At 42.1% G+C, this 22558-nt stretch carries 18 protein-coding genes and 1 pseudogene; 13 read left to right on the top strand and 6 right to left on the bottom strand.

Features of this window, described 5'->3' with window-relative positions; genetic code table 11:
- The first annotated feature begins 54 nt into the window (after nt 1-54).
- The 7 genes and pseudogenes from V7K61_RS15945 to V7K61_RS15920 all read left to right on the top strand — a co-directional run bounded on the left by V7K61_RS15945 (nt 55) and on the right by V7K61_RS15920 (nt 9884).
- A complete protein-coding gene (locus V7K61_RS15945; protein ID WP_335054517.1) occupies nt 55-1242 on the top strand; it encodes a heavy metal translocating P-type ATPase in 1188 nt (395 codons plus the stop codon).
- A gap of 70 nt (nt 1243-1312) precedes the next feature.
- Nucleotides 1313-1414, top strand: a pseudogene (locus V7K61_RS34135) (IS1 family transposase); the annotation flags it as partial.
- A gap of 286 nt (nt 1415-1700) precedes the next feature.
- A complete protein-coding gene (gene rsmI / locus V7K61_RS15940; protein ID WP_335054515.1) occupies nt 1701-2567 on the top strand; it encodes a 16S rRNA (cytidine(1402)-2'-O)-methyltransferase in 867 nt (288 codons plus the stop codon).
- Nucleotides 2568-2643: 76 nt separating this feature from the next.
- Nucleotides 2644-3951: a mannosyltransferase family protein gene (locus tag V7K61_RS15935; protein ID WP_335054513.1), complete on the top strand. Its 1308-nt coding sequence runs from the start codon at nt 2644-2646 to the stop codon at nt 3949-3951.
- Nucleotides 3952-4255: 304 nt separating this feature from the next.
- Nucleotides 4256-4534: a GlsB/YeaQ/YmgE family stress response membrane protein gene (locus V7K61_RS15930; RefSeq protein ID WP_099101768.1), complete on the top strand. Its 279-nt coding sequence runs from the start codon at nt 4256-4258 to the stop codon at nt 4532-4534.
- A 59-nt stretch (nt 4535-4593) separates the two neighbouring features.
- Nucleotides 4594-5505, top strand: coding sequence for a hypothetical protein (locus V7K61_RS15925; RefSeq protein WP_335054511.1), 912 nt, complete (start codon nt 4594-4596; stop codon nt 5503-5505).
- A gap of 755 nt (nt 5506-6260) precedes the next feature.
- Nucleotides 6261-9884 (top strand): response regulator, encoded by a 3624-nt coding sequence (locus V7K61_RS15920; RefSeq protein WP_335054509.1) that lies wholly within the window; start codon nt 6261-6263, stop codon nt 9882-9884.
- 52 nt (nt 9885-9936) lie between these two features.
- Here V7K61_RS15920 and V7K61_RS15915 read toward each other — a convergent pair whose 3' ends face one another.
- Complete coding sequence (locus V7K61_RS15915) at nt 9937-10632, bottom strand: Uma2 family endonuclease (RefSeq protein WP_335054507.1); 696 nt, start codon at nt 10630-10632, stop codon at nt 9937-9939.
- A 228-nt stretch (nt 10633-10860) separates the two neighbouring features.
- Nucleotides 10861-11877 (bottom strand): ribose-phosphate pyrophosphokinase, encoded by a 1017-nt coding sequence (locus V7K61_RS15910; protein ID WP_335054505.1) that lies wholly within the window; start codon nt 11875-11877, stop codon nt 10861-10863.
- 1395 nt (nt 11878-13272) lie between these two features.
- Between V7K61_RS15910 and V7K61_RS15905 the strand changes: the two genes are divergently transcribed.
- The 3 genes from V7K61_RS15905 to V7K61_RS15895 are packed head-to-tail and all read left to right on the top strand — an operon-like array spanning nt 13273 to nt 15924.
- Nucleotides 13273-15012: a protein kinase domain-containing protein gene (locus tag V7K61_RS15905; RefSeq protein WP_335054521.1), complete on the top strand. Its 1740-nt coding sequence runs from the start codon at nt 13273-13275 to the stop codon at nt 15010-15012.
- Nucleotides 15012-15701, top strand: a complete 690-nt coding sequence (gene bioD / locus V7K61_RS15900; protein WP_335054504.1) for a dethiobiotin synthase — start codon at nt 15012-15014, stop codon at nt 15699-15701. The genes V7K61_RS15905 and bioD overlap by 1 nt, the downstream gene beginning before the upstream one ends.
- On the top strand, nt 15694-15924 hold the full coding sequence (locus V7K61_RS15895) for a hypothetical protein (RefSeq protein WP_335054502.1): 231 nt from the start codon (nt 15694-15696) through the stop codon (nt 15922-15924). Before bioD ends, V7K61_RS15895 begins: the two co-directional genes overlap by 8 nt.
- A gap of 27 nt (nt 15925-15951) precedes the next feature.
- Here the strand turns inward: V7K61_RS15895 and V7K61_RS15890 are convergent, their stop codons facing one another.
- On the bottom strand, nt 15952-16848 hold the full coding sequence (locus tag V7K61_RS15890; RefSeq protein WP_335054519.1) for an ATP adenylyltransferase family protein: 897 nt from the start codon (nt 16846-16848) through the stop codon (nt 15952-15954).
- Between the two features lie 310 nt (nt 16849-17158).
- Between V7K61_RS15890 and V7K61_RS15885 the strand changes: the two genes are divergently transcribed.
- Together V7K61_RS15885 and V7K61_RS15880 are read left to right on the top strand one after the other, a co-directional pair.
- Nucleotides 17159-18415 (top strand): HhoA/HhoB/HtrA family serine endopeptidase, encoded by a 1257-nt coding sequence (locus V7K61_RS15885; protein WP_335054500.1) that lies wholly within the window; start codon nt 17159-17161, stop codon nt 18413-18415.
- 739 nt (nt 18416-19154) lie between these two features.
- On the top strand, nt 19155-19406 hold the full coding sequence (locus V7K61_RS15880) for a hypothetical protein (RefSeq protein WP_335054499.1): 252 nt from the start codon (nt 19155-19157) through the stop codon (nt 19404-19406).
- A gap of 183 nt (nt 19407-19589) precedes the next feature.
- Here the strand turns inward: V7K61_RS15880 and aroF are convergent, their stop codons facing one another.
- The 3 genes from aroF to rpsO all read right to left on the bottom strand — a co-directional run bounded on the left by aroF (nt 19590) and on the right by rpsO (nt 21685).
- Nucleotides 19590-20648, bottom strand: a complete 1059-nt coding sequence (gene aroF / locus V7K61_RS15875; protein WP_335054498.1) for a 3-deoxy-7-phosphoheptulonate synthase — start codon at nt 20646-20648, stop codon at nt 19590-19592.
- Nucleotides 20649-20933: 285 nt separating this feature from the next.
- A complete protein-coding gene (locus V7K61_RS15870; RefSeq protein WP_335054497.1) occupies nt 20934-21404 on the bottom strand; it encodes a PAM68 family protein in 471 nt (156 codons plus the stop codon).
- 11 nt (nt 21405-21415) lie between these two features.
- A complete protein-coding gene (gene rpsO / locus V7K61_RS15865; RefSeq protein ID WP_094348354.1) occupies nt 21416-21685 on the bottom strand; it encodes a 30S ribosomal protein S15 in 270 nt (89 codons plus the stop codon).
- A gap of 249 nt (nt 21686-21934) precedes the next feature.
- On the opposite strand from rpsO, the gene V7K61_RS15860 reads away from it, so the two are divergent.
- Complete coding sequence (locus V7K61_RS15860; RefSeq protein WP_335054495.1) at nt 21935-22246, top strand: hypothetical protein; 312 nt, start codon at nt 21935-21937, stop codon at nt 22244-22246.
- The last annotated feature ends 312 nt before the right edge of the window (nt 22247-22558 follow it).

Raw genomic sequence — 22558 nt, 5'->3', positions numbered from 1 at the left:
TGTAATTTGTGATTAGCGCGAAAGCCTGAATTTTCGTTAACTTTTTTCTAATTTATGGATCAAAATTTTTCTCACATTATGATTCAAAGCATAGTCATTGTAGTAGCTGGGATATTGCTGGCAACTTTACCCCCATTTCTTTGGGGTTGGGATTGGGAAACAACAATTTATCGCGCCCTTACTTTCCTGGTGGTAGCTTCTCCCTGTGCGCTGATGGCTGCAATTATGCCCACCCTGCTTTCAGGAATCGCCAATGGTGCAAGACAGGGAATTTTGTTTAAAAATGGGGCGCAGTTGGAGAAGATTGGCCAAGTCCGAGCGATCGCATTTGATAAAACTGGTACTCTCACAACAGGGCAGGTACAGGTATTTCAGGTAGTTTCAGCTAGTGAATACACTAAGAATGATGTATTAAAAGCCGCTGCTAGTGTAGAATCCTCTTCCGAACATCCCATCGGTAAAGCAATTGTGCAGGCGGCTGGCGATTTAGATTGGGTTGCTGCAATCCAAGTACAAGCGTTACCGGGACAGGGAATTGTCGGAATTGCTCAAGAACAACAGGTAATTGTTGGAAATGCCATTTTTGTGCAGCAGTATGTCACAAATTTACCTGAAGAATTGCAAGAAATCGCTCAATCTTGGGAACAAGAAGGTAAAACTGTGGTTTGGGTTGCACGGGAAGTAGAGGTGATGGGTGTAATTGCGATCGCAGATCAGGTAAGAGTCGAAGCAGCCGCAACCATCAGCCGATTAAAGAAACTGGGAGTTGAACAAATTGTCATGTTAACCGGTGATAATCAGGAAACTGCTCACAGTGTCGCCAAAGTAGTAGGAATCGATCGGGTATATGCCCAACTTCTACCAGAAGATAAGCTGGATGTTATCCGCCGTTTACAGGAACAATATCAAACTGTGGCAATGGTAGGCGATGGCATTAATGATGCACCAGCTTTAGCGCAAGCATCCGTGGGTATAGCGATGGGAGTATCTGGTAGCGATGTGGCATTAGAAACCGCAGATATAGTACTGATGGCAGACAGGTTAGAAAAAATTGCCGTAGCGATGCATTTGGGCAGGCGATCGCAACTCATAGTAAAACAAAATATAGTTGTAGCGTTGAGTTTCATTATGTTGCTTTTAGTCGGCAACTTTCTAGGAAATATTAACCTACCCATCGGCGTCATTGGTCATGAAGGTTCCACAGTATTAGTTACCCTCAGTGGACTAAGATTATTGAAATAAGATAGGACGCAAGATGAGCAACAAAACCCAGATGTAGAGACGCGATTTATCGCGTCTTAAAAGACCAGAAATACCCGAAATCACTGAAATTGATGAATTAGAAACTTTCATCGGTTCAAAAAAACCAAAATTTGAGTATGAAATGTGGCCAATATTCAATTCACATTATACGTAAATTATTATTTTGACTTCTTAACTTTTAACTCCTAACTCCTAACTCCTAACTCCTAACTCCCAACTCCCAACTCCCAACTCCTAATATCATGTCCGCATAATTAGTTATGCTAACCACAGTCATTACACCCCACCCCCAACCCCTCCCCGCTTGCGGGGAGGGGAGACAAAGCGTAGCTTTGGCGGGGTGGGGTTCTTCGGGTTTAATAAGCAATCAAGCGGACATAATATAACTCCTAACTCCTAACTCCTAACTCCTAACTCCTAACTCCTAACTCTTACTCATGCAAACCGATCCAAAACCAGGAACACTTTACGTTGTCGGCACACCAATTGGCAACCTGGAAGATATCACCTTTCGGGCAGTACGAATTTTGCAAACTGTGGATATGATTGCTGCGGAAGACACGCGTCATACAGGGAAATTGCTACAGCATTTTCAAGTTAAAACACCCCAGGTGAGTTACCACGAACACAATCGTACTAGCCGTATTCCAGAATTATTAGAGCATTTAGTTAATAATAAAGCGATCGCTCTGGTGAGTGATGCGGGGATGCCAGGAATTTCCGATCCTGGATATGAACTGGTGAAAGCCTGTATTGAGGCGGGAATTCCAGTAGTTCCCATTCCTGGCGCTAGTGCAGCAATTACCGCTTTGAGTGCAGCTGGACTACCAACAGATCGGTTTGTCTTTGAAGGCTTTCTCCCAGCGAAAACTCAGCAGAGACAAGAACATTTAGAATCTCTGCAAACAGAATCTCGCACATTGATTTTCTACGAATCGCCGCACCGTTTGCGAGATACTTTGCAAGACTTAGCTCTTGTTTGGGGAAACGATCGCCAAATTGTGCTAGGACGGGAGTTAACTAAATTGTATGAGGAATTTTGGCGGGGGACAATTGCCGAAGCGATCGCTTACTACACTCAACGAGAACCCCAAGGTGAATATACATTAGTAGTAGCGGGAATTCCAGCCAGTCAGCCCCAACTGACAGAAGAAGAATTGAAAGCCGAATTGAAACAGTTAATTAGTCAAGGAATATCGCGATCGCAAGCTAGCCGTCAATTAGCAAAATTTACTTCCCTTCCCCGTCGCCAACTTTATCAACTAGCTCTTTCTATAGTTCTAGACTCTGATTGTAATATTTAAACGCATCATAAAGGTAATATATGCAAAATAGCACAATCATAAATAAAGTGGTCGTGCTTTACTAGCGAGATATCACATGAAAAGTTTAGTTCGTTTTTCCTTTTGGAAGCAAATTATTCTTGCTCTCGTATTTTATTTTGTTTGTAGTAGTATAGGTATCCTCCTTTCACCGGATGGAATTGCCAAATTAGCGGTACAAGAGGGGAGAGAGTTTCAGTACTGGGATGCAATTCATTATGTCAATCTGGGTTTGCATCCTCATTGTCAAGCCTTCTACCCACTCTGGTCACAAGTAATTCGTTTGTTTGCCCCAGAGAATTCCGTCGTTGGGCTTCGGTATGCTTTTCTCCTCTCTAATTTCCTTTTTGTCTTGTCACTACCTATCGTCTTATTTGTCTTGCGAAAAGTCATTAAGTCAGAAAGTTTGAGCTTTATCACTCTTATACTTTATGTTATTAATCCTAATTCTATTTTCCATAGTATTGGCTACACTGAGAGCTTGTTCTCGCTCTGGGCAATCATTAGTGTGGTAGCTCTTTTATTTTCAAATTCTGTGTTTTGGAATAGTATCTTAGCGGTGTCCGTGATTCTGATGTCTGTGTCTCGACCGAGTTTAGTGCAACTTCTCTTTGCTGCATTGGCGGCGATCACTTCTGTCTTTTTAGGAAGTCACTTAGGGTCTGAAACCCATTCTCAAAATAGGGAGTGGAAAAAATATACTATCCCCACTGGACTGATTGCTATATGCGCTATGGCAGGTTATTCGATCTACGGCATTTATTGTCTATTGTCAACAGGCAACTTTTTGGCTCCCTTTCAAGCCCAAGTGGAGTGGGGAAGAACTCTTCAGTTTCGACCATTGTTTCTGCTGTTTCCCAGGTCGCTGTTAAATGACTTACACGGTCTATACTTTCCATTTATTCTGTTGTTTTTGGTGGTTGTCCTCATTTACTTTCATGCCAAACACAAGCAGATTTTGCTGTATGTACCCAAATATCCTCTACTATCGATAACCCTTTTTTATCCTCCGATAGCGATTTTGATTTATTCTATCCGTTCTTGGCAATTAGGAAAAGCGGCTAAACTTACTCCTCAATATGTCACTCCAACCATTGCCCAACTACAAACGAATTATGTGTTCTTTTTTTGCTTATCCATTTGTATAGCCAATGCAGCAATTGGATTTCTAGCCGCTTCCCACTATCTCTATAGTCTGGCACGATTTGTATTTGCAACACCCTTCTTTTTTATTGCTTTTGGTGTGGTTACAGACCATCTTGATAATCCAAAGACACGACAATTTCTTTACGGGTGTCTCCTGGTTTCTGGCTTAGGGCTAGTTGAACAGTGGTATCGTTGGGGCAACAACCATTGGGTAGGATAATTGGATAGAAGGCGTTTTTGTTAACTGAACACTTAGACTATAATTATACAAGAAAAGTGTGTGTCTCAGCGATGGAATATAGCTCTCCTATAGCGATTTTGATCTATTCCATGCGTTCTTGGCAGTTAGGAAAAGCGGGTAAACTTACTCCTCAATATGTCACTTCAACCATTGCTCAACTACAAATGATATCTAAAGATTTTTGATATTAGTTCTCTAGATAGAGCAAGAATTTTGTCGGCAAATTTTAATATGAAATTAGTCAAATGCAAACAAAGCAGATTTTCAGTGAAGGAGAAATTCGATGACTAACATTATTGCTTGGTTGGTTTTGGGTTTAATTGCAGGTGCGTTAGCTAAATTATTTTATCCTGGAACCCAAGGCGGCGGTATTATCTCTACCATTGTATTAGGAATCCTGGGAGCCGTATTCGGTGGTTATTTGGGTCAAGTATTGCTAGGAAGTAGTTCGGCAGCAGCTGCATCTGTAGGAGCTTTATCTCTGGGAAGCATTTTATTTGCTGTTATTGGTGCAATGATACTAATTTTCCTTTGGGGTTTACTGACTCGTCGAGCTGTGTAATTACCTCAATTTCAGGTAACAATCTTGGGAATCACTTCTAACTGCAATAAACCGATAAAATGACATTAGAAAAAGAGCGAAGAACTATAGGAGTTTTCGCTGGGTATTCCGATGCACAATTGGTACTAAAGGAACTAAAAGCTGCTAATTTTCCAATGGAAAAAGTTTCTGTTATTGCACGGAATACAGAACAAAAAAGTGATATTGCTGGTGTTGAAATCATCGAAAACACTGGCAATACATCCTCAGAAGATGCTGCTGGAGCCGTTACTAGTGATGCTTTAGATGGTCTTACTGGTTTATCAGTCGATCTAGTCCTCTTAGTAATCCCTGGTATAGGCCCAGTCATCTTAGCCGGAGCGGAAGTAACTGCGATCGCTACCACTTTAGCAGGTGGTTTGCCTAGTTTATTCCTAAGTTTAGGAATTGCTGAAAAGCAAGCACAGGCTTATAGCGATCTTGTCTGTAAGGGTTACTATTTGGTGATAGTAACCGGTATAGACATAGAAATTCGTCTCGCCAAGAGAATTTTTAATCGCCGTGATATTCAACAATGGGGAGTATTTGAGCCATACTCGACCCCGAATAATCGCTATAAACACGCACTTGGTGTTTTTTATCAGCGTCAAGATGCAGAAAGAGCGCTTACTGAACTGAGAACTGCTGACTTCCCCATGAGTCAAATATCAATAGTTGTTAAAAATACAAGCAACTTTAGTGATATTTATGAGGTAGACATCAGCAGTTCCCAAGATAAATATACTACTTTAGGACTTTCTGATGAGTTAGCTAGATATTATGAACATCATTTGACTCTTGGCCATTACTTATTAGTATTAAAAAGCACTGATATCTATGTAGCAGGCGCAAGAGCTATTTTAGAGAGTAACAAGATTCAACATTTTAGTATTTATAGTCAATCTGAACTTGATGCAGCTAGAAGCGATCGCCAGGTTATTACCAACTTCTAGTTAATCCTCAAGTTAATATTAATAGTTTTTACGATACATCATGATTGTGCATATTCCTAATACTTTATAGTCCAAGTAATACGCTTGTACTATAAAGTATATACTTCTATGGGTATAGGTTGTCTTTTGAAACCTTAACTTTCCTGTGGAATGAATGCTGCTTGCGATCGCTAAGGTTACGGTTGCTCTGTATTATTGATGTATAATGTCATAGATGTCATATCCAACCGCAAAAGCCACTATATTTAGTGTTTAACTAAATTGTGTTTTCATAATTTAATTTTCACTATCAAACTGTTTAATTTTACTATCCAGCCTATTTGTAAAGCTCAAAGTTATTTAACCATTACAAGATAATTTTAAAAAATATCATTTTTTAGTAAAATTGAATGTTAAATTTATAATTTCAACACAAGTGTTTCGTTATTCACGGCGAGATTAAATTACAAAATCAGGTAGTTGATTATTTGGAAATAAATTATACTATTAAATGGTTTATTGTTAATAAAATTGTCAAAATCTAAATAAATAAATATATAATTATTTAAACTAACGTTACATTGGGAAAAATTAGGATAGAAACGGTAATCGTTGGTATGCAAAAAACTAAGTATATCCTAACATTAACTAAATATCCTCACATTTATCGAAACTCTTATGCTGTATTCATTTTTAATTTTTAATTTTTAATTTTTAATTCTGCCTTGCGGTAATAGTCTCAAAAACAGAAATAATTTGAATACTTGTTTGGAATAATGTTGAACCGTTTGAAGATTGGAACCAAGATTGGAGTAAGTTTTGCTTTGAGTTTGGCAACTCTGACCACCATTGGTCTAATCTCCTACCAAAGCACCAATGAGCTAATTGAAACTTCGCGCAAAGAAAGCCATACTTACCAGGTGTTAAGTCAGCTTGAAGACCTCAACTTGCAACTGACAAATGCTGAAACAGGGCAACGCGGTTACATTATTACTGGAGAACAGCGTTATTTAGAACCTTATAACGCTGCCATTCAAGTACTAAATCAAAAAGTTAGGGAAATTCAAAGGTTAACGGCAGATAACCCCAACCAACAAAATCGGCTTGATATTTTGCAGCCACTACTAACCGAGAGAATGGCTGTAATGAAAGAAGTCATAGAGCTGCGGCAAAGCCAGGGTTTAGAAGCTTCTCAGAAAGCTGTTCTGACAGACCAGGGTAAACAACTGATGGATAATATCCAGAAAGTTATCCAGGCGATGAAAAATGAAGAGAATGCACTGCTAAAACAGCGCTCTGAGAAAGCACAAGCAGCTGCTCGGCAAACTCTCGCTAGCATTGTCTATAGTATTCCCTTCTTTTCTTTGCTCTTAGCTTTGATCGGCTTCACCCTGACCAGACATATTTCAGTACCCCTGAAGCAAGTTTCTGATTTGGCAGAAAAAATGGCAGATGGGGATTTATCGGTAAGTTTACCAGATAGCGATCGCCAAGATGAAATTGGCGTGTTGACGCGCACCTTTAACCAGATGATCGTTAATCTGCGAAACACAACTCAAAAAAATGAGGAGCAAAACTGGCTAAAATCTAACTTAGCTGAATTTACCCAGATGCTCCAAGGGCAAAGAAATCTGGAAAGCGTGTCTAATCTGATCTTGTCGAATTTAGCACCACTAGTTGGGGCCTCACAGGGCGTTTTTTATGTGATGGACTCCATCAACGACCAGCCTGTGCTGAAGTTGTTGAGTGGTTATGCTTACAAAGAGCGGAAAAACCTAGCAAATCAGTTTCGTTTGGGTGAGGGATTAGTGGGACAATGCGCCCTAGAAAAACAAAGAATCCTCCTCACAGAAGTTCCCAGTGACTATATCCGCATCAGTTCCGGTTTAGGAGAAGCACCACCACTAAATATTATTGTGTTGCCCATACTATTTGAGGGACAGGTAAATGCTGTAATTGAACTTGCCTCTTTTGGGCCTTTTAATGAGTTACACCTGACATTTTTAGAGCAATTGAGTGAAAATCTGGGTGTATTTTTAAATAACATCGCCTCACAATTGCAAACACAGCAACTACTTGAAGAATCTGTTGCTTTAACAGAGGAACTGCAAACCCAGCAAGAAGAACTACAGCAAAGCAATCAACGTTTGGAAGAACAGACGCAAGAACTGGAGGAATCGCAATTTCTTGTCAAGCAATCTAACGAAGAATTGCAACAACTAAATGAGGAGCTAGAAGAAAAGGCAGAATTGTTAGAAGTTCAAAATCGAGAAGTAGCCCGCAAGAACCAGGAAGTTGAGGGGGCGAGGAAGTCTTTGGAAGAAAAAGCTGAACAACTGGCCTTGTCTTCCAAATATAAGTCAGAATTTCTGGCGAATATGTCCCACGAACTGCGGACACCGTTAAATAGCCTATTAATTTTAGCAAGGCTGCTGGCAGATAACTCTCTTAACAACTTGACCGACAAACAGGTAGAGTACAGCCGGACTATTTACTCGGCTGGGACTGATTTGCTGGAATTAATCAATGACATTCTAGATTTGGCAAAAATTGAGTCGGGTACTATGTCGCTCGATATTGAGCAAATTGTTCTTGCAGATTTGGAGACATCTCTAGAACAGACTTTCCGGCAAGTTGCCCACAATAAAGAAATCAGTTTTACTATTGAACGGGATGAGAAGTTACCCCCAACAATTTATAACGACTCCAAACGTCTGCAACAAGTGCTGAAAAATCTCCTAGCTAACGCCTTTAAATTTACAGAACAGGGAGGCGTGAAGTTACAAATATTCCAAGTTGATAATTCCACGATCGCTTTTGCCGTCAGCGACACAGGTATAGGCATTCCAGCCGAAAAGCAGAAGCTTATTTTCGAGGCATTTCAGCAGGCAGATGGCACAACTAGCCGCAAGTATGGTGGGACTGGCTTGGGCTTGTCCATCAGCCGTGAATTAGCTCAACTGTTAGGAGGGAGAATTGAACTACTCAGCCAACCAGGACAGGGAAGCACCTTCACCCTTTACTTGCCCAGGCAACAGGAAAAGCATGGCCCAAATATCACTACACCACCCCTTGAGCCAACTACCTCTACCCGCACAACATCGACCATAAAAGAAGTCTCACTGGTGGAAAACAGATCCCCAACTGTGGACATCTCTCCATCAGTGAAAGTACTTCCTAGCTTACCCCACGATATTCCAGATGACCGGGAAATAATTCAATCGGGCGATCGCATTTTGTTAATTATCGAGGATGACGATAAATTCGCCCGTATCTTACTAGATATGGCACGTCAGCAGGGCTTTAAAACCATCGTTGCTTTACAGAGCAAACAAGGTCTAGCACTAGCGGAACAGTTTAAGCCCAATGCAATTATGCTAGATATCCATATGCCAGAGATGGATGGTTGGACGGTGCTGGATCGTCTGAAGCATAAACCAGATACCAGACATATACCAGTACACATACTTTCTGTTGATGAAAGACAACAACGGGGATTACAACTAGGAGCGATTACCTATCTACAGAAACCTGTGTCTCCAGAAGCGTTAACTCAGGTATTGACTGAAATTAAAGGCTTTATTGAGCGTCAGGTAAAAAATCTCCTAATTGTCGAAGATGACCCCGTACAAGCCCAAAGTATTATCGAACTAATTGGTAATGGCGATGTCCAGAGTACAGCAGTAGGTACGGGGGCAGAAGCTCTCTCGATTTTGCGATCGCATCACTTTGATTGTATGGTACTCGATCTCGGTCTGCCCGATATGAGCGGGTTTGCCCTAATTGAGCAGATAAAGCTGGAACCCAAGCTTTTGAAACTGCCGATAATTGTTTACACCGGCAAAGAACTCAGCCGACAAGAAGAAACCCAGTTGCGGGGACTGGCAGAGACAATTATTATTAAAAATGTGCGATCGCCAGAGCGGTTGTTAGACGAAACTGCCCTATTTTTGCATCGAGTGCAAGCAAATTTGCCCACACCAAAGCGGCAAATGTTAGAGCAACTACATCAAACTGACCCGGTGCTAGCTAATCGGAAAATTTTGATTGTAGATGATGACCTGCGAAATATTTTTGCCCTGACCAGCTTTTTAGAAAGCTATCAAATGCAAGTGCTGTTTGCCGAAAATGGCAGAGATGGTATAGAGAAGCTGCAAACTAATCCTGAAATTAATATAGTTTTGATGGATATTATGATGCCGGAAATGGATGGTTACGAAACCACCCGCGCCATCCGCCAGCAACAACAGTTTCGCTCACTACCAATCATTGCTTTAACTGCCAAAGCCATGCCAGGCGACAAAGAAAAGTGCATCGAAGCTGGAGCCTCTGACTACATAACCAAACCTGTAGATACCGAGCAACTACTTTCACTGCTCCGGGTTTGGCTGTATCGGTGAGATTATTGTCAAGCCGTTGCTTGCAAATAAATTTTTCGCAGTCAGTATATATCTATTCCCTATTTCCGTTATTCTCATTCAACTTTTGCATAAATTCTTGATGTTCAGTGGCAGCTAAACCTGCTTGTAACACAGATAACACCGTTGCCATTTCTCCTGAGAGCAAGGCAGATACGGACAACCACAACCCTGGAAACACCTGAGAGCGAATAATTCCCTGCTCATCGGTTGGTAGCGAAACATACTCGTCCGCTTGCAGTTTAAACCAATCCAACTGATTATCTAATGTTCGCCAGACAATATACTCCTGTACTCCATTCCGCCGATAGGTGCGTTTTTTATCATGTAAATCGATAGCTGCACTGCTTGCTGCCACTTCTATCACCAGTTCAGGTGCGCCTTGGATATAATCATCCTCACTAATCAATGCCTGTCTGCCCGGAATAAATAGTACCGCGTCAGGCTGTGGTTCATTATCCGCATCTAAACGCACTGTGGGTTCAATTCCCAAAACAACGCCAGGGGTTGCGGTTTTATAGTTCCATAACCACCCGATCAGGTTTCCATGTGGTTCCCCATGACTTTTAATTCTGAGTGGGGATGCCATGATATACACAACTCCTTCAACCAGTTCAGCTTTTCTTAAATGCGGCATTGCCTGATAGCGCCGCTCAAATTCGCAGCGAGATAAGCGATCGCCATTTTCCAGAGGTAAAACTGAAATCACTTTTTTAGGAGTTGCAACCATCCTTTTGTCCTCTTTACCCAAATTGTCCAAACTGAATCAAAATATTCTAATTTGGCAGTGCTGCATCCATTTTACTACCGCATATCAAAAAGCTCTTGTGCAGCGATTAGGGGTGCTTTCGCCCACAAGAGACGTTAGTGTTGGCGTAATAACTAAAAGCAAAAGCCCACACTGACCGCTTGAACGGTTACAGTGGGGGCAATTTACGCTAATAACACGAATAACAGTCTAGCGGAACATACTACTAACTGAAGTATCTTCATGAATTCGCCAGATCGTTTCTCCCAACAGATTAGCTACTGACAGCACCACTAGTTGCGGAAAACGATTGTTTTCTGGTATGGGAATGGTATTGGTGACAATGACTTCCTCAAACAAGCCACTAGACAACCGCTCCATCGCTGGTGGAGAGAATACCGCATGAGTTGCACAGGCATATACCTGACGCGCTCCTTCTTCACGCAGTAATCGCGCTCCTTCTGCGATCGTTCCCCCAGTGTCGATCATGTCATCCACCAACACTGCCGTTTTGCCTTTAACATCGCCGATGATATTTAACACTTCTGCAACATTATGGGCTTGACGACGCTTGTCAATAATCGCCAGTGGAGCATCACCCAGTTTTTTCGCAAATGCCCTAGCTCGTGCTACACCACCAACATCGGGAGAAACAACTACCAAGTCTGGCAGCTGTTTGCTTGCTAGATAGTCTAGTAATACTGGTGAACCGTAAACATGGTCAAAGGGGATATCGAAATAGCCTTGAATCTGAGCCGAGTGTAAATCCATTGCTAGAACGCGGTTGGCACCTGCTTCCACGATCAAGTTCGCAACTAGCTTGGCGGTTATTGACTCTCGTCCTGCTGTTTTGCGATCGGCACGTGCATAACCATAGTAGGGAATTACTGCCGTTACCTGTCGCGCAGAAGCTCGACGACAGGCGTCAACCATAATCAATAATTCCATCAAATGATCGTTGACGGGTTGACAACATGGCTGGATTAAATAGACATCACAACCCCGAATCGATTCTTGGATTTGAACGTAAAGTTCTCCATCCGCAAATCTTTTGCGAATCATTGGCCCCAAATCCATGCCCAGATAACGAGCGACTTCTTGAGACAGTTGTAAATTGGCAGAGCCAGAAAACAGCCGCAGGCGATGATTATCGTTCAGTCCTGTTGCAGATGGTTGCACTTTGAAAGTTGCAGAACTGAGCACAGCAGATCCTCTATGTGCATTCATAGCAATATTATCATTAGAGATTTCATAGATTTAACCAAGAAATAGCCTAAAAAAACATCTGTAAGTTTTATTGAAGCTTCCATACAAAATTTAAACATTTTTGCATAAAATTATTATTCGCTAGTTATCTAGTTTTCTTGACAAACAAGCTATTGATAGCTTAACTGACATCAAGTTAATGCACTAGGTCTATAGTTCAATTTTTTGGTTGAGGTAAATAACCCTAATTGCTTAAACATTATTGGTGTGGTAGGTTCTTCTAATTACCTCATTGATAGCTGACAGTAAAGCATTGACAACTTTAGTGATATTAAAGAGTTTGTCCTCACACAGTATAGCACCTGTCACTAAGTAGTCAAATGGTAGCTTATTACTCTATGATTTACGCATTGACAAAAATGACAATCATAACAAGCCCAGAAGAGGCTAGCAGTGGACAAATTAGCCCGTGTAGAAGCACATTTTTAGATAAAGTTTGCATAAATATTAAATAAATATTAAATAAAGATATTTTTTTGATACTAAAAATATGACTCAATAAAAATAATCCTATCTAAGTAAATTCATGTAAATATTTTTACTTAAAAGTTTTTAATTAAATCTAGAAAAGTTGTTCAATATCAATAACATTGTATTGTAAATGTTGAGCCTGAACCTGAGCATCCTGTCAAGTATAAGCTACCAATTGCCGTTGAATTAGTTAGCATCCGTATTGCTGCCGGGATAAAATTAGTACTGTTGGGTTTGTTTTAATCTTTGGGTGGTTGCGATCGCTCCAGTTGTGGTAGCGATAACTGCCTCTGACTTTCGATTAAAACGAATGATAATTTGGGATGTTGGGGCGATCGCCGCTCGAATAAATTAGGGAAATAGCCGAATAGTAGAAAAATTCACAAAATCAAGATTTTTAGTGCTAAATGAATCATTCTCGATCTTGATTCAGAATTCTGAATTCTGCATTCTTCTTCAATTTATCCAAGAATTGATTGAAAAACAGAAGAATGATTTGTATAACCTGGATTCTCAAGTTAATTTTGCATATTTCAAAATCTCTGGTTTTTCTAGAAAGAATACTCCAAGTAAAAAAATGCCCAATTGTCATTGCGAGTGAAGCGAAGCAATCGCAATGACTGGGATTGCTTCGCTTCGTACCCTTCGGGTTCTCCAAAGGAGTACGCAATGACGGGTTTTGGATCATTTATTTTTTGGAACACTCAAAGAGAAATTGAATGCAAGATTGGGGACTCTGAAATTATAGAGTAGGAAAAACCTTGCTCTGGTGGATTGTACTTGTTGAGTATAGTAGAATATTGCCGCAGGTAACTGTCCGTAGCCTCTTGGACTTAATCTTTGTGGGCGATCTCCTCAGTTGCTACTACACTCAATCAACCGATCATGCAACCACCGATTACAGTTGGCACTGTCTTGCAAAACCGTTACCGCATAATTCAAATTCTCGGACAAGGAGGATTTGGGAGAACCTATCTGGCAGAAGACCAGAGGCGATTTAACGAACTTTGCGCGATCAAGGAATTGAATTCAACAGCAGGGTCGGCTTTGGATTGGGAGAGGGCACAAGAGCTTTTTCACCGAGAAGCTGCCATTTTATATCAAATCGAACATCCACAAGTGCCGAAATTCCGGGAAAGATTTGAGCAAGACCAACGCTTATTTTTGGTGGAGGACTACATTGCAGGTCAGACGTACCGCACTCTGCTGGCTGAACGTCAAGCTGTGGGTAAAACTTTCACAGAGGCCGAAGTATTGCAGCTGATAGAGTTGTTGTTGCCTGTTTTAGAGCATATTCACAGTCGAGGAATTATTCATCGGGATATCTCGCCAGAAAATATTATTTTGCGAGATAGTGACGCTAAACCTGTGTTAATTGACTTTGGGGTGGTGAAGGAACTGGCAACGCGTTTACAATCGCCAGATAGTCCCATACCAAAAACCACCGTAGGAAAATTAGGCTACTCTCCCAGCGAACAAATGCAAACAGGGGGAGCTTATCCTAGTAGTGATTTGTATGCATTAGCGGTAAGCGCGATTGTTTTGCTAACTGGTAAAGAACCAAAGGATCTATTCGATCAAAACCAACTAACTTGGAATTGGCAACGGTGGGTAAAAGTGAACCCGCGATTTGCTGTAGTGTTGAATCGAATGTTGAATCATATACCGAGCGATCGCTATCAAAGTGCTGCTAGTGTATCTCAAGCACTACAACCTTTACACGAAGTCAGTCCTCCTAATGTAAATGTGTCTAACTTGCAGACAATGGCAGTTAGTCGCCGTCCTGACTTAGTAGCACCAGCAGCTTCGCCCAAGAAACCCGATCCTGTGATTCCACCAAGTCCCACCAACTCAATTTTGGATAATCCGTTAGCGATCGCCGCCATTGCCATTGCTGTCACGATCGTGGCAGGATTTGGTTCTTGGGCACTAGTTAGTTCCATCCGCAGTCAGTCGAAAACACCAGATGAGACGCTTCCACAAAATTTCCCTTCACCAGTAATTTCTAGTGGTACTACATTCACACCGACGCCAACACCAACACCAACACCAACATCAACACCCACACCTACTAACCAACCTGTTATATCTACTAAGCGCCTCAACCTTACAACATCTAACCCGATCGCGGTTGAAGGTACTCTCAAAGCAAATCAAATCATCCAATACAGCTTTTTTGGGCGAGAAGGTACTAAATTAAACACGTTTATTGATCCAGGAAGCAACATTCTGCTAACAGTCTTAAGTCCCAATGGACAACCAATTGAGAGTACTGCCCAACAAGTCACATTTTATCAAGGCACATTGTTGGTTACTGGTAGATATACTATTGAGTTAACTCTGCTTTCAGGAGTTGCCGAAAGCAATTACAATCTCAATGTTGCATTAGAAAGACTAGTCAAACCAACACCGACAGAGACACCTTTGCCAATTCCCACAGAAACACCTTTGCCAATTCCCACAGAGACACCCTTGCCACTTCCTACAGAAACACCCTTGCCACTTCCCACAGAAACACCTTTGCCAATTCCCACAGAGACACCTTTGCCAATTCCGACGATTACTGAAGCGCCAACTTTGCCGCCGGCTGATGAAACACAACCATTTTCTGGGCAAAGAAATTAATGTTAAACACACTACTAATTACTGGAACTGATACGGAAGCTGGTAAAACTGTTTTAACAACAGCGTTAGCAGCTTATTGGCAAAAATATTACCCGCAGCGTCGCTGGGGAATCATGAAACCGATTCAATCGGGGATTGGCGATCGCGAGTGGTATCAAAAGCTATTTGCGCTAGAACAATCTGCTGAAGAAATTACACCTTTATACTTTCAAGCACCTCTGGCTCCTCCCATAGCAGCAGCACGGGAAAATCGCCGAGTAGATTTAGCAGTAGTTTGGCAAGCTTTATCTAAGTTGCGATCGCAGCGTGATTTTGTACTTGTAGAAGCCTTGGGAGGGTTAGGTTCGCCAATAACCGAGGAATTAACGGTAGCTGATTTAGCGGGGGAATGGCGTTTACCAACAGTATTGGTAGTACCAGTGAGATTGGGTGCGATCGCTCAAGCAGTGGCGAATGTAGCATTAGCTAGACAATCGCGCGTCAATCTCAAAGGCATTGTTCTGAACTGCGTACAACCCCGAACGGATGCAGAAATAGCCGACTGGACACCATTTCAATTGATTCAATCACTCACTAACACGCCAGTTTTAGGCTGCTTACCCTATCTAGATAATCTGACTGATTTAGATAAACTTGCTCAAATAGCATCAGATTTAGATTGGGAAACACTAACACTTGAGAATGATTAAATTGGGGCAGGGGGCAGGTGGCAGGGAGCAGGGGAGCAGGGGAGCAGGGGAGCAGGGGGCAGGGGAGCAGGGGGCAGGGGAGCAGGGGAGCAGGGGAGCAGGGGAGCAGAGGAGCAGGGGAGCAGGGGAGCAGGGGAGCAGGGGAGCAGAGGAGCAGGGGAAGGGAGTAAAACTTTTTTTATGGCTGATTTTAAGTCCTGCATTTTGTACCGCATCTAATTGAAAACTGCTGTATATCGCACTAACTCAATTAGGATACAGCAACATTTTTGAGGATAGTCATTGGCCCTTGGGTTTTGAGAATCTCCATTTCTGCTGCGTTTCGTACCAGCAGCGCACCAGCGAATCCTAATGAATTCACAGAGATAGATTGGAAATGCTCTTGCGATCGCGGTACGATCAACATCCATTCTCGTGTTGCTAGCAGATTATAAGCACCAGATTGCTTTGCATCTAAACCTACAGCGTGACGCAAAGTGTGATAAATTTCCAGTGTTGCTTGGGCCCCTGCTAATGGCGATCGCACCCAATTGGAATTTAGTGATGCGAAAGCGTGTACAAAAGGAAGTTTTGCTAAAGTTGCATTCGAGTTTTGAAATTGTGCTGATGTTAGCAAAGCTTCAATCGGTATTTGCAACCCTGAAGGGGCAAGTGGTAGGGGTACTAATTGTAAGTGCTTATGTCGCTGACTAGCACCTGCGGTTTTGCCACTGTTGTAAAATGCTAAACCATCGAAATCAGCCAAACAGGCCCACATAGCCGTAAAATCTTCCAGGGTGAGTAAGCTTTCCTGTTCCTCGAAGCTACGAGTAATGATTAGCAGATGATAATCTACAACATTGAATTTATTTAAAATACATACATGGGTATCGGAGATATCCGCCACAAATAAATCCTCTTCGTAGGGCAAAAAAGGATTAAACTCTTCACCAGAAGTAGCAGATTGTTTTTCCTGTTTCTCCTTAGCTGCTTTTTTGCGATTCAGGTTAGACAAAATCCGCACCAAAAAGCGCACACCATCCTGTTCAACAAATTCAAATTCTGTCGGAATCGACAGTAGCGCCCCGCATTGCAAAGCATATTCAGTCCGTTCTTTAACACTTGTCCATAAAGTGCCAGGTTTAAGTAAGATTTTCCCCTGTGCCATTTTTATTCCTTCAGGCATGATGAAGAGTGCTGAGTGCTGAGTTCTGAGTTCTGAGTTCTGAGTTTAAAGACCGCCCACAAGGGGTCTTGCTCAAACCCAAGTACATAAATTACTGAGTAATTCTTAATTTACTCAGCACTCAGCACTCAGCACTCAGCACTAAGAGCGATGTATGTCTCTACGAATGACTATATTCCAATACGGTTCAATAAAATACCAAAGCTTTCACAACAACGCAATACCTCCGCAACAAAACTGTCACAAATAATATCTACATTAGTAATACATCTAAATATCCTTCCAGACAGCAATGCAAAACGAATCTCGCGACAGAGAACACCCATCAAATAGCATTTCACATAACACTGCTGATGCCAAATATCATAAACCCTGGAGAAAGGCTGCCGCCTCTCTATCGCTGGTGCTGCTGGGATCAGGTATGACATTGGCAGGCGGTTATATGGCTGGACACTCTCAGCAGGTGTCTGAAAATGCATCTAATTTGGCAGTAAGCCGAGTAAATGCTGCTCCTCCATTACCAGCAGGCACAGATCCTAACTTTGTTATCCAGGTGGTGCAAAAAGTAGGGCCTGCTGTAGTGCGAATTGACTCTTCCCGAACCGTAAAAACCCAGTTACCAGATGAATTTAACGATCCACTTTTCCAACGCTTTTTTGGCTCTCAAATGCCACAACAACAAAATCGCGTAGAACGGGGTACTGGTTCAGGTTTTATTATTAGTGCTGATGGTCGTATTCTCACCAATGCCCACGTAGTTGATGGTGCTGATACCGTAACAGTTACACTCAAAGATGGGCGTAGCTTTAAAGGTAAAGTGTTAGGAAAAGATGAGTTAACCGATGTTGCTGTTGTCAAGATTCAGGCGGAGAATCTCCCGTTAGTAGCCTTGGGTAACTCAGATCAACTGCAACCCGGAGAATGGGCGATCGCGATCGGCAACCCCCTTGGATTAGATAATACAGTAACTACCGGAATTATCAGTGCCACCGGACGCAGTAGCAATCTAATCGGCGCTCCCGATAAGCGAGTAGAGTATATTCAAACCGACGCCGCAATTAACCCCGGTAACTCCGGCGGCCCCCTGCTAAATTCTCGTGGCCAGGTTATTGCCATGAATACAGCCATTATTCAAGGGGCACAAGGATTAGGCTTTGCTATTCCTATCAACACAGCACAACGCATTTCCAGTCAACTAATAGCTACAGGTAAAGTAGAACATCCTTACCTGGGAATTCAGATGGTGGGGTTAACACCTCAGCTAAAACAAAATATCAACTCAGATCCCAATAGCGGTTTGAGTGTGAATGAAGATAAAGGTGTATTAGTTGTAAAAGTTGTACCAAATTCACCAGCTGCTAAAGCAGGGATACGTGCTGGTGATGTGATCCAAACGCTTGGAGGTCAAGCAGTCACAGATGCCAGCAGTGTCCAAAGGGCAGTAGAAAATAGCCAAGTCGGGAGCGATTTACGTATGGAATTACGTCGCAATGGGCAGAATCTTAACATAGCTGTGCAACCGGGTGCTTTCCCCACCCAAGTGCAATAAAAGTTTTGCTAGTCAATTAAGTAAAAGGGAATTTTCTGGGATGGGTATTGTGCCCGTCCTTTTTTTTAACGTGAATTCGACAGACCTCACCCACCCAGCCTCCCTCTCCTGCGAGGCTACGGTGTACACACATCTCTAAAAATCCTACCCACACAATATTTCTGTTCAAGTGAAAGTCGCACACTGAGCAAATATTACGCCCAGAACTAAAGTTCCGGGCTGATAGCTAAAGTCCACTAAGCGTGGACTGAACTAAATTTCTTGTTTAGTCATCTTTTAGATGACTTTCGCTATGAGACTCGGAATTTATTCCGAGGCGGGATAGATACACTGCACCAACACTTGTGTGTACACCGTAGCTCCTGCGAGGAGAGGGAGGAGCTACGAAAAATTAGGCTTTTTGCTCCCCTCTCCTGTTAGGAGAGGGGCCGGGGGTGAGGTCAAAATCCTGTGCATCGAACTCACGTTTTTTTTAGGTGGCGCAATTGAGTTGCAGTAACTGTATTGCCGTCAGGTAGGCACTGCCACAAACATCAAAATCGAATTTGTAAAAATAGTTTGATTCAATAGCAGAGTCATATTTACATTTTTTATCCATGACATTAGTCACGGTTCAACTAATTACCTTTTTCACTAGTGAATAGCTCTTTTTAGTCCTAGTATTTATTTGTCAGAGAGATTAATATTTGGGCAATTATTAATCTCTTTGATATCAATATCATAAAAGGGAAGTTTGCGAATGAGTATTAAAAGAATACTTGCTAGTGCAGCGCTGATTTTACCAATTGCTGTCACCTTTATTCCTTTTCAAGCCGATGCTCAGATCAGACGACCAGTTAGGCGATCGGTTCCAGCTAGAGTAATCAGAAGACCAGTGCGAGTTAGGGTTCGTACCCCTGTTCAAGCGAGAAGGAGAATAGTGATTCCTGGACGTTGGGTGCAAACAAATCGTGGTCGCCGCTGGATACCTGCTCGCTCTGTATATAGATAAAAAGTCTTACAATTGCAAAAAATATTGTCCATCAATATTGATTGCAGATTTCTTTTTTCATAGCTTTAGTTAGTGTTTAAAAATCCCCTTTAGAAATATTCTAAAGGGGAATTATTTCACTTTTACAATAAATAGTTAGGCATAATTAAACATATATGCCTAGCAATAAGTTGCAACTGAATTTTAAGCTAGAGCTACAGCTGGTTGCTGCCAGCGTCCTACCGCTTTACCAATTACTGCCAATTCTTGCATCAAGTTATCGAAACGGTCTGGTGTCAGAGATTGGGGGCCGTCGGATAAAGCTTTGGCAGGATTAGGGTGAACCTCTATCATCAGGGAATCTGTGCCAGCTGCGATCGCAGCCATTGCCATTGAAGGCACAAATTCAGACCAACCTACGCCGTGACTGGGGTCAATCATAATTGGCAGGTGAGTCAGTTTTCGCAACACGGGCACTACCGATAAATCTAGTGTATTTCGCGTATACTGACGGTCAAAGGTGCGTATTCCCCTTTCACACAAAATTACATTGGGATTGCCAGATGCCAGAATATACTCGGCTGCCATCAACCAATCTTCAATAGTAGCTGCCATTCCCCGCTTCAACAGAACTGGCTTCGGCTGCGCTCCCACTTTTTTGAGCAAGGAGAAATTCTGCATATTTCTTGCTCCCACCTGAATCACGTCAGCAACTTCGGCAATTTTATCCAGGTCTGCCGCATCCATCACTTCTGTAATAATCCCAAGTCCGCTGACTTCCCGCGCCCTCGCTAACAAATCCAAAGCACTCTCGCCGTGTCCTTGGAAGGCATAAGGTGAAGTCCGGGGTTTGTATGCCCCTCCGCGCAAAAATTTGGCTCCAGCAGCCTTGACGCGCCGCGCCGTCTCCACAATCATTTCTTCATTTTCTACGGAGCAGGGGCCAGCAACAACTACCAAAGGCTGGTGTTCGCCAAATACCACCGCTCCATTGGGAGTATTAACAACTACATCCGAAGCTTCCCCGTGGCGGTACTGACGACTAGCTCGTTTGTAAGGCTGCTCTACCCGTAACACCTGCTCAATCCAGGGGCTAAGTTCCTGAATTTGTAGCGGATCTAAGTTGGCGGTTTCACCTACTAGACCAATAACTACTTTGTGTTGACCAACAATTTTTTCTGGAGTTAGCCCCCAGCTAGTTAGTTCCTCATCAATGCGGTTTATTTCCGCCTCTGGAGAACCACTTTTCATTACTATAATCATCTGAAAGTTCCTGATTAATTAATTGAGTAAAATTTTCTGTAAATAGGCTAACTTTATTGTTACCTATTGGCCTAATTACAAATAGTTAAAAATAAAATTTGTTTACAAAATAAATAGACAAAATGTAGCGCTCAGTCAGTATTTTTACTGCTAAATAACTAGATATGGGGTATAAAAAGGATTATATAATTTTAATTACAATGTTGAAGTGATAAAATTTCAACTTCAACATTAACTTTTTCATTTACCCAATATCACAGTTACTTAATACCTGAGCGCCGTTCATTATAAGTTTTTTTGCCGAGTTTCGCGCCAAGCTGCCACCATTCGTCCCAAATTGGTGTTGAACTCACCAAAACCCAACAAACTTCCGACTTTTTCTTCATCCCAAGAGGCAGAGAGAACGCCATAAGTTATCCCTAAAACCCCCAAACCAAATAATCCCATGTTCACCAATAACACGGCGATGGGAGGTAGTCGAATGTCGGAGTAGATAGCAAGCAAATAGCTCACAACCAAGGCGCTAATGCCCAAAGCTGTTGGTACACCAGAAAACCCAGCTACCCGTCGGATCATCCGTTGGCTGACTACTTGGGGAATTGCCATCTCTTGTTTGGTGTAAACCACTTTTTTATCAGCCTGTTTGACTGATTCTTGGGGCTGTGCTGCTGGTTTACTTTGAGTTTTTGCGGGTTTTTGGCGCTTTTTGTTCGGTTCAAAGGGCAAACGACTGCGTTCAGATTCTTCAGCAGACATAAGCGGTAGTCCTATCCACGAATACCGAGACGAGCAATCAAAGCTAGATATTTTTCCCGGCTTTCTTGCGATATATAAGCTAGAAGACGCTTGCGCTGTCCGATTAGCTTCAACAGTCCCCGCCGAGAAGAATGGTCTTTTTTATTTGCCTGGAGATGTTCGCTGAGGCGGTTAATGCGCTCAGTTAGCATAGCAACTTGGACATCGGCCGAGCCAGTGTCAGTTTCGTGAACTTGGTAGTTGGAGATTATTTCTTGTTTCCGCAGTTGCGTGAGGGCCATGGTCGATTCAGTTTCTAGTTTTTCTAAAATGTATGCAGCAGTCTCCTATAATATCACAGCCCTCAAGCTGGATGTGGAATGACTCTTGAGGTAATATTTGTATTTTTTGATACTAGTTTTTAGAAGCTGATTCTCGGTATACGTTTTAATCCCTGATAGGGATTTTAATTGATTGCGATCGTATTGCACCATCGGCAGATCGCACCAAGACGGTAGAAGATAAGTTTCAATCCCTGATAAGGATTTTAATTGATTGCGACAATATATTTGGTAATCATGGAAAATAAAGATTTGGACATCGATTTACCCGCAAGGCTTAAACAGCTTGGCATTACGGGATGGGATCTAGCTAAAGTTATGACAACCCAAGAAGGACATGAACTTAACCAGAAGAATATCCGCCGCAACTACTCAACTATTAAGCGAACAATTGATTATCCTGATTCAACTACTCTGGGACTTTATAAGGCTATCATCTCGATTGCTGGGGGCAAACTTCATCATGTCTGGGATGACACTGATTTTTCTAATGAAGAAAATGAGATTATTGATAATGAATAAAGTTTCAATCCCTAATAGGAATTTTAGTTAATTGCAATATTACTTCGGTTTTAGGGGAGTAGGATCATAGAAAGTTTCAATCCCTAATAGGGATTTTAGTTAATTGCAATGCATCGTTTGTGTCTTTCCAACTTTCAATCACTGGTTTCAATCCCTAATAGGGATTTTAGTTAATTGCAATTAGTGGTTGTTCTCCGCAACAAACTGTACTTTACAGGTTTCAATCCCTGATAGGGATTTTAGTTAATTGCAATAAGTGTGCCAAATTCTTCCCATACTCCTGAAGCACGTTTCAATCCCTGATAGGGATTT

Source organism: Nostoc sp. (assembly GCF_036918015.1).
GTDB lineage: Bacteria > Cyanobacteriota > Cyanobacteriia > Cyanobacteriales > Nostocaceae > Nostoc.
Note: the sequence above shows the minus strand (reverse complement) of the source record. Positions and strands in the feature narration are given on the sequence as shown.